3 protein-coding genes and 1 pseudogene are annotated in these 7,015 nt (G+C 60.9%); 2 read left to right on the top strand and 2 right to left on the bottom strand.

Annotated elements, in window-relative coordinates; genetic code table 11:
• Positions 1-687: pseudogene (locus tag DW189_RS14525) on the top strand (TonB-dependent receptor); the annotation flags it as partial.
• 46 nt (positions 688-733) lie between these two features.
• Here the strand turns inward: DW189_RS14525 and DW189_RS08495 are convergent.
• Together DW189_RS08495 and DW189_RS08490 are read right to left on the bottom strand one after the other, a co-directional pair.
• Complete coding sequence (locus DW189_RS08495) at positions 734-2,356, bottom strand: SusD/RagB family nutrient-binding outer membrane lipoprotein (protein WP_117507522.1); 1,623 nt, start codon at positions 2,354-2,356, stop codon at positions 734-736.
• 5 nt (positions 2,357-2,361) lie between these two features.
• Complete coding sequence (locus DW189_RS08490) at positions 2,362-5,418, bottom strand: SusC/RagA family TonB-linked outer membrane protein (protein ID WP_117507520.1); 3,057 nt, start codon at positions 5,416-5,418, stop codon at positions 2,362-2,364.
• Between the two features lie 326 nt (positions 5,419-5,744).
• Here DW189_RS08490 and DW189_RS08485 point away from each other — a divergent pair, with 326 nt between their 5' ends.
• The gene (locus tag DW189_RS08485; protein WP_117507518.1) at positions 5,745-6,851 is read left to right on the top strand and encodes an MBL fold metallo-hydrolase; all 1,107 of its coding nucleotides are present in this window, start codon (positions 5,745-5,747) and stop codon (positions 6,849-6,851) included.
• Positions 6,852-7,015: the final 164 nt, after the last annotated feature.

Here is a 7,015-nt window from a genome sequence, read left to right as displayed (position 1 = left end):
GCCTACAAGACCCCGATCGGCGGGTTCTTCGCCAACCTGCTCGCGGTACGGTCGTGGAACGACCTGCCGTTCCTGCCTGCGCAGCGCTTCGACGGCGACTATATCGTAAACTACTACGTGCGCAGCTCGAACCGCGTGCGGTCATGGTACCTGTCGGGCGACGTCAGCCAGAATATCGACGCCCTCAACGGTCAGGCAGGCCTGAACGTCGGCTACAACCTCAGCGGCACGGAACTGCTGCTGGAAGAGGTGCCGACCTCCTATGAAAATTCCACCCTGACCGTCGCGCCGCGTTTCAACTTCCGGTTCGCCGCCTGGGTAAACACCGAATACCGGCTGGAATACCGCTATACGACACTCTCCATCCGCGGCCGGGAGCCCGACGGGCGGCACGATTTCAACCAGCGGCTGACCGTAAACCTCGTACCGTCGAAGAAATGGGTGATCCAATTCACGGCGGAGCACTATTACTCGCAGCTTTCGGTCGACCGGAGCAAACACCTGCTACTGGCCGACGCATCGCTTCGCTGGAAAATAAACGGGAAATGGGAAGCTACGGCGACCGCCGCAAACCTTTTCGGCCGCGAAGAATATGCCTATACGACCTTCGACGGAGTAAGCTCGGGCTCCTACCGCTATGCCATCCGCCCGCGCAATATCCTGCTGGGCGCAAGCTGGAAATTCTGACAACCGCCGCACGACGCAACGCCCGGGCCAGTCCGGGGCTTCCGGATCAGAAATTGCGCCCCGCGTCCCACCACAGGCGCGTCCCACCGTGGTCTCCGCCGCCGAGTTCCGCGACGAGCGCCGCATACTGCTCGGGATCGGACGTCGCCAGCGCGGCCGGGAACGGCAGCCGGCGGATCATCGTTTCGGTATCTATATAGCCCTTGCTGTGGTTCAGACGCACGGGGAACAGGCGAGGATATCCCGTCCGCCGCTGTTCGGCCCAGGCCTCGCACCCTTCGGGATACATGGCAATCCATTTTTGGGTGATGATCCGCTCGAGCTTCAGTTCGTCGTCCGCCGTCGCATCCCAGTGGGGCGACACGCGGCACCGGGCGGCAATGTCGTTCCCCGGGTCTACCGGATCGTGGTAATCGGCCGCCATGGCGTCGCTCTCCAGATAGTGTTCGGCCCCGGACAGCTGCCATTGCGTGAACGATGCCGCAACGCCGTTGCGGTAACAGAGCTCCGCATCTTCGTCCGTCCAGCCGCGCAATGCCGCTTCGGCACGCAGGAACCACACCTCGGCCGCCGTCATCAGGACGGCATCGGTATCCGTATCCACCGTAAGGCGGGAAAATGCCGCGTAATAATTATGCGAGAAACCCGTCCCCTGACGGATTCCATGGTATTGCCCCTTCAGGGCGACCGTCCCGTCGCCCGCATCGCCGGCAATGACCACGTCGCTGCCGCAGGGCTTGAAAAACTTTGGCAGCCGCGGATCCCCGTACCCGGTCAGGACGGATTCCATCGAAGCGTTCATGGCCGCCTCGTTCCAGTTCAGGTTGATCTCGCCCAGCGGATTGGAATAGGTACCCGAGGTCTTCACGGCGACATTCTCCATACTGGTCTCGATCACCCCTCCGGCCGCCTGCGCCGCCTTCCGGAATTCCGCACGGGCCTTTTCGGGCGCAGCAACGGCGATACGCACGGCAAGGCGCATGCGCAGGGAGTTGGCAAAACGGAGCCAGGCCGTATAGCTGCCGTCGAGCAGCAGGTCGAACCTGGAAAACCCGCCGGCCTCGGGCTGCTCCTCGACCCATGCCGCAAGAATGTCCGCCGCCTCGTCCAGGTCGTCGAAGAAACAACCGTAGACCTGCTGCTGGCTGTCGGGCACGTATTCGTTGCCGCGGTCGGCAAAATGGCTGTATATCACCGGCCCGTAGTAGTCCGTCACGCGGTGCATGGCCAGGACTTTGAGTATCTTCGTTATGGCATAGAACGGCGGCAACTTTTCGCGTGTCGTCTGCTCCAACTGGTAAATCTGGGGCATGACGTAGGAGTAGGTGAACTGCCACATGGCGCTGTTCCAGCCGTCCTGCAGGTTGTAATCGGAGTTGTGGCTGCCGCCCTGCAACGGTTTGGGATCGTGCATATAGCCCGAGAACATATCGGCATTGAGGTTCTGCGTCATCTGGAACGGCCAGTTCTTGCCCTTGCCGAAATCGTAGTTGAAATAAATCCCCTGCTGTACGATCTGCAGGCGGTATCCGAAGCCGTTGTCGTCGGCCTCGAGATCCTCATCCGAAATCCCCGAGAGGTCGTCGTTCATATCCCGGAAATTCCCCGTGCAGGCACCCAAAAAGACTGTGCAAAATGCGGCGAACAGATATATGTAAAAGCGCTTCATGATTCTCAGAACTCCAGTTTTATGTTGAAGCCGATGCTCCGTACGGTCGGCATGCCGTAGACGTCGATCCCCTGGTTGTCGTTGCCCGTCGAAAGGACGAGATCGGGATCGAACGGCGCGGCATTGTAGATAAAGAAGAGGTTGCGGGCCACCAGCGACACGGTCATGCCGCTGAATACCCGCGTACGGCGCATCAGACGCTGCGGCAATGCATAGGACACCGCCAGTTCGCGGAGCCGGATGTTCGTCGCATCGTACATGTAATACTCGGTCACACCTGCGCGGCCGCCGACCAGTTTGTAAAAACCCTTCACGTCGTCGATCCGCTGCCCTTCGAGCATCACGCAGCCCCGGTCGCGGGCATCGGCCGTTGCGGCCGACACCCCGTAGGAATCCAGGTCGGCCATCGTCTGCGACAGGAGCCGTCCGCCATAGCGGCAGTCCAGCAGCACGGACAGCGACATCCCCTTATAAGAGAACGTGTTGCCCCAGGAGAGCGAGAACACGGGATTGGCATTGCCGACCTTCACCGTATTGCCGTCGCCCACGGTGCGGGGCAACCCGGCGGAATCGCCTTCGGCCTCGTAGACGATCCTCCCCGTTGCGTCGCGCTCGAACGCCCGCCCGTAAATATCGCCGATCGAACCTCCCTCGACGAGTTTCATGGCATAGGACGATGAAAAACTCGACGGGCCGTAGACATATTCGCGCAGCTCGTCATGGAGTTTTATCACGCGGTTCCTGTTATGTGCGAAGTTCACCGTCGACTGCCACGTCAGCGCACCTCCGTAGACCGGGTAGGCGTTCAGCGACACCTCGACGCCCTGGTTCTCGATATTGCCCGCATTCTCGTAACGGTAGGCATACGCCTCGCCCGAAAGGGCCGGAAGCTTGAAGAACTGGTTGTGCGTATTGGTCTTGTAGTAGGTCAGGTTGACGCCCAGCCTGTCGTCGAGGAACCTCCATTCCAACCCCGCTTCGAGGGCGTTGGTCATCTCCGGCTTGAGGTCGGTGCCGGGGGCGGCGTCAGCGGCATTGATGCCCCCTCCGGCCGTGACGTGCGACTTAGGATTGGTGATGAACATAGGGATGTCGTTCCCCACGCGGCTCCATGTCAGGCGAACCTTGGCGAACGAAATCCACCGGGGCAGTTCGAACATCTTGCCGATCACCCACGATGCGCCAGCCGAATAATAGAAGAACCCGCTGCCTTCGTGCGAGGTGTAGGCGAGCGTCGATGCCCAGTCGTTGCGTCCCGTGACTTCGAAATTGAGGCTTCCGGCATACTTGAACGACGCCGTGGCGAAAAGCGACTGCGTCTGGCGCCGCGCATCGATCTGTTCGTCGACATAGGCCGAACCGTTCATGACGATATTGGCGACGTTGAACACATTGGGGAAATAGAGCGACGCCGTCTTGGAATCGATGCGCAGCGAATTGACCGTCCGGTCGTTCAGCCCCGCACCTGCGGTCGCGCTGAACTCCCAGTCCGGGGAGAGGCGTTTGTCGAACATCGCCAGCACTTCGCCGTTGAACAGGGTTTCCGAGTAGCTGCTCTCGATATAGCGTCCGTTGGCACCGGCCAGCGCAGGCGCCGTCGAAGCATAGAATTTCTGCCGCACCTTGTCATTCACATAGTCCACATTGCCGCGCGCCTTGAGCCGCAGCCAGCCGTTCACCTTCCAGTCGGCCGTAAACGAGGCCATGACCCGGTTGCGCAGGCTCCTGCTGCGGATGCGGTTGACAACCCAGTAGGGGTTCTGCTCGAAATCGTCGCTCGGGGCGATCCAATCCTGGACATTGAGTTTGCGGCCGGCGTCATAGACCTCGAAATGCTCCCGGTAAGGCGTGATATCCACCCCGCGGGGGAAGCGGTAAAGCCCGACCAGCGGGTTCATATAGAAACCGCCCGGCACGGGTTTGTCCTCGACCACCTGGCGCATGAAGCTGATATTCCCGTCGAGCTTGAGCCGTTGCCGGAAAAGCCCGGTCGTGGTGCGCAGGTTGAAGTTATGGCGCATCAGGCGGTTCGAACCCGTGATCCCCCGCTCAGCCGTATTGGCATAGGAAAAATAGTTCTGCACCTGTTCCGACCCGGAGGAAACCGAGACCGCATTCATCGCCGTGATCCCCGTCCGGAAAAAGTCGCCCGCATTGTCGTAGGTCTTCATCCGCGCACGGGCGCCCCAGCTTTCCACCCCGCCGCTCACCCCGTAGCGGTTCTGGAACGCAGGCAGGCTGAAGGGGGACTGGAGCGTAAGGTTCGAAGTGAACGTCACGGGTTGCTGTTTGCGGGCATTGCCCTTTTTGGTCGTAATGAGGATCACGCCGTTGGCGGCCTGACTGCCGTACAAGGCGGCGGCCGGGGCACCCTTGAGGATCGAGACGCTCTCGATATCCTCGGCATTGAGATTCGAGATGCCGTCGCCGCCGTCGCGGTTCCCGGCATCGGCCACACCGCCTATGGCCGAGTAGGCCTGCTCGGGGGTCGAATTGAGAATGGGCATACCGTCGACCACATAGAGCGGCTGGTTGTCGCTGGCGACCGACCGCACGCCGCGGATGCTTACCTTGGCCGAAGCGCCCGCACCCGACGAGTTCTTGTTCACCTGCACGCCGGCCGACTTGCCCGAAAGCGACAGGATCAAGTTGGGATCCTTCACCGCCGTGAGCTGCGACCCCCTGATCTTATCGGCCGAATAGGTCAGGTCGGCATAGTTGCGTTCGAGCCCCAGCGCCGTCACGATCACCTCGGCGATCGCCTTCACATCCTCCTGCAACACGATTTCGAATTCGGTACGGGTTCCCGTCCCGATACTCTGGTCGATATACCCCAGACACGAGACATCGAGCACGGCACCGGGCAGGACGGCGATCGAGAATTCGCCTTCGGAAAGGGTCGCGACCCCGTTCGAGGTACCCCGTTCGACAATGGTAGCCCCGGCGACGGGATCGCCCGATTCATCGGCGACACGGCCGTTGACAACCACCTTCCGGGGCGGGGACTGGGCATGCGCCGCCATGTCCGGCAACAGGCACAGGCAGGCAAGCAGGGCCGCCATGCACTTCCATCCCCTGTGCAGCGGCCACAATTTTCTCAGACAATACGTAAAAGGCATCACTATTATGGAACAATTAAGTACAAAATTATAAAAATTGGCATATAAATCGTATAATAAATGGAAATTTCAACAACTATTCCGACTATCCGGCATTCAAAACAGCCCGGAATCCCCCTTTGCACAACAAAATGCAGCGGGGCATTTCCAGGATGCCCTCCGGATGCCGGCGAAGATTTCGGGGATTATGGTAACCCAAACCGGAATCCGTATAACCGCAATTCCGCAGGAAACGGTATCTTTGCACCGTACAACCAGTGGGAAACGATATGTCCAGCACGAAAATAAGACGCATAATGGGAATCCTGACAGGAATCATACTCGCCGCCGCGATCGCCGGCCTGATAACCCTCAACCTCCCGGCCTTCGGACGCCTGCCGCGGGGCAGCCGGCTCGAACGCATCCTGCAATCGCCGAACTACCGCGACGGGCAGTTCCGCAACCTGGAAGCAAGCCCGATGATGACGGGCGACAAAAGCCGCCTGCGGGGCCTGCTCGAATTCCTGTTCCGCAAAAAGGAGGGGTTGCGCCCCGACGCGGCCGTCCCGGCCCTCAAGACCGACCTGCGCGCACTGGATCGGGACAGCAACCTGCTGGTGTGGTTCGGGCACTCCTCCTACCTGCTCCAGGCCGAAAGGCGGCGTGTGCTCGTCGACCCCGTATTCCGGGCCGCCGCACCGTTCTCCTTCCTCAACAGGCCTTTCAAGGGCACCGACATCTACCGTCCAGGCGACATGCCCGACGTGGATTTGCTCGTCATCACGCATGACCACTGGGATCACCTCGACTACCGCACGGTCACCGAACTCAAATCCCGGATCGGGAAGGTCGTCTGTCCGCTCGGCGTCGGAGAGCATTTCGAATACTGGGGGTTTGACCCGGAGAAAATCATCGAACTCGACTGGCTCGAAACGGCTGCGCTCGGCGACGGGTTCGCGGTGCACTGCCTGCCGTCGCGGCACTTTTCGGGACGCGGACTCAATCCCAACCGGACGTTGTGGGCATCGTTCCTGCTGGAAACCCCTGCACGGCAGGTCTACATGGGCGGCGACGGCGGTTACGGCAGCCATTTCGCGCAGATCGGCCGGCAGTTCCCCGCCATCGACCTGGCGATCCTCGAAAACGGACAGTACAACGAAGCATGGAAATACATCCACACGATGCCCGACCAACTTTCCCGGGCGGCCAAAGAGCTTGGAGCCAAGCAGGTCATGACCGTCCACCACTCCAAGTTCGCCCTCGCTAAACACCGCTGGGACGAACCGCTGGCGACCGAAGCGGCACTGGCCGCAGACACCGCACTGCATGTACTGCGCCCCCAGATCGGCGAAGTAGTCCCGTTGCGGAATGCACCCGCAGCCGTCCCCGTACCCTGAGCCCGGCAACCGGAGCCCGGCATTCCGGCCGGTAACGGGCATTCCTATTTCCCGGCCGCCCGCAGGGCAGAACGCCCAGCCCCGCAGACAGGCGCCCGCCTGCCGCGAAAGGAATATAGGGCGTACATCCCAGACCAACCGTCCGCCGATCGAACCGTCGGGAA

It is taken from the genome of Alistipes sp. AM16-43, from assembly GCF_003435745.1.
GTDB lineage: Bacteria > Bacteroidota > Bacteroidia > Bacteroidales > Rikenellaceae > Alistipes > Alistipes onderdonkii.
Note: the sequence above shows the minus strand (reverse complement) of the source record. Positions and strands in the feature narration are given on the sequence as shown.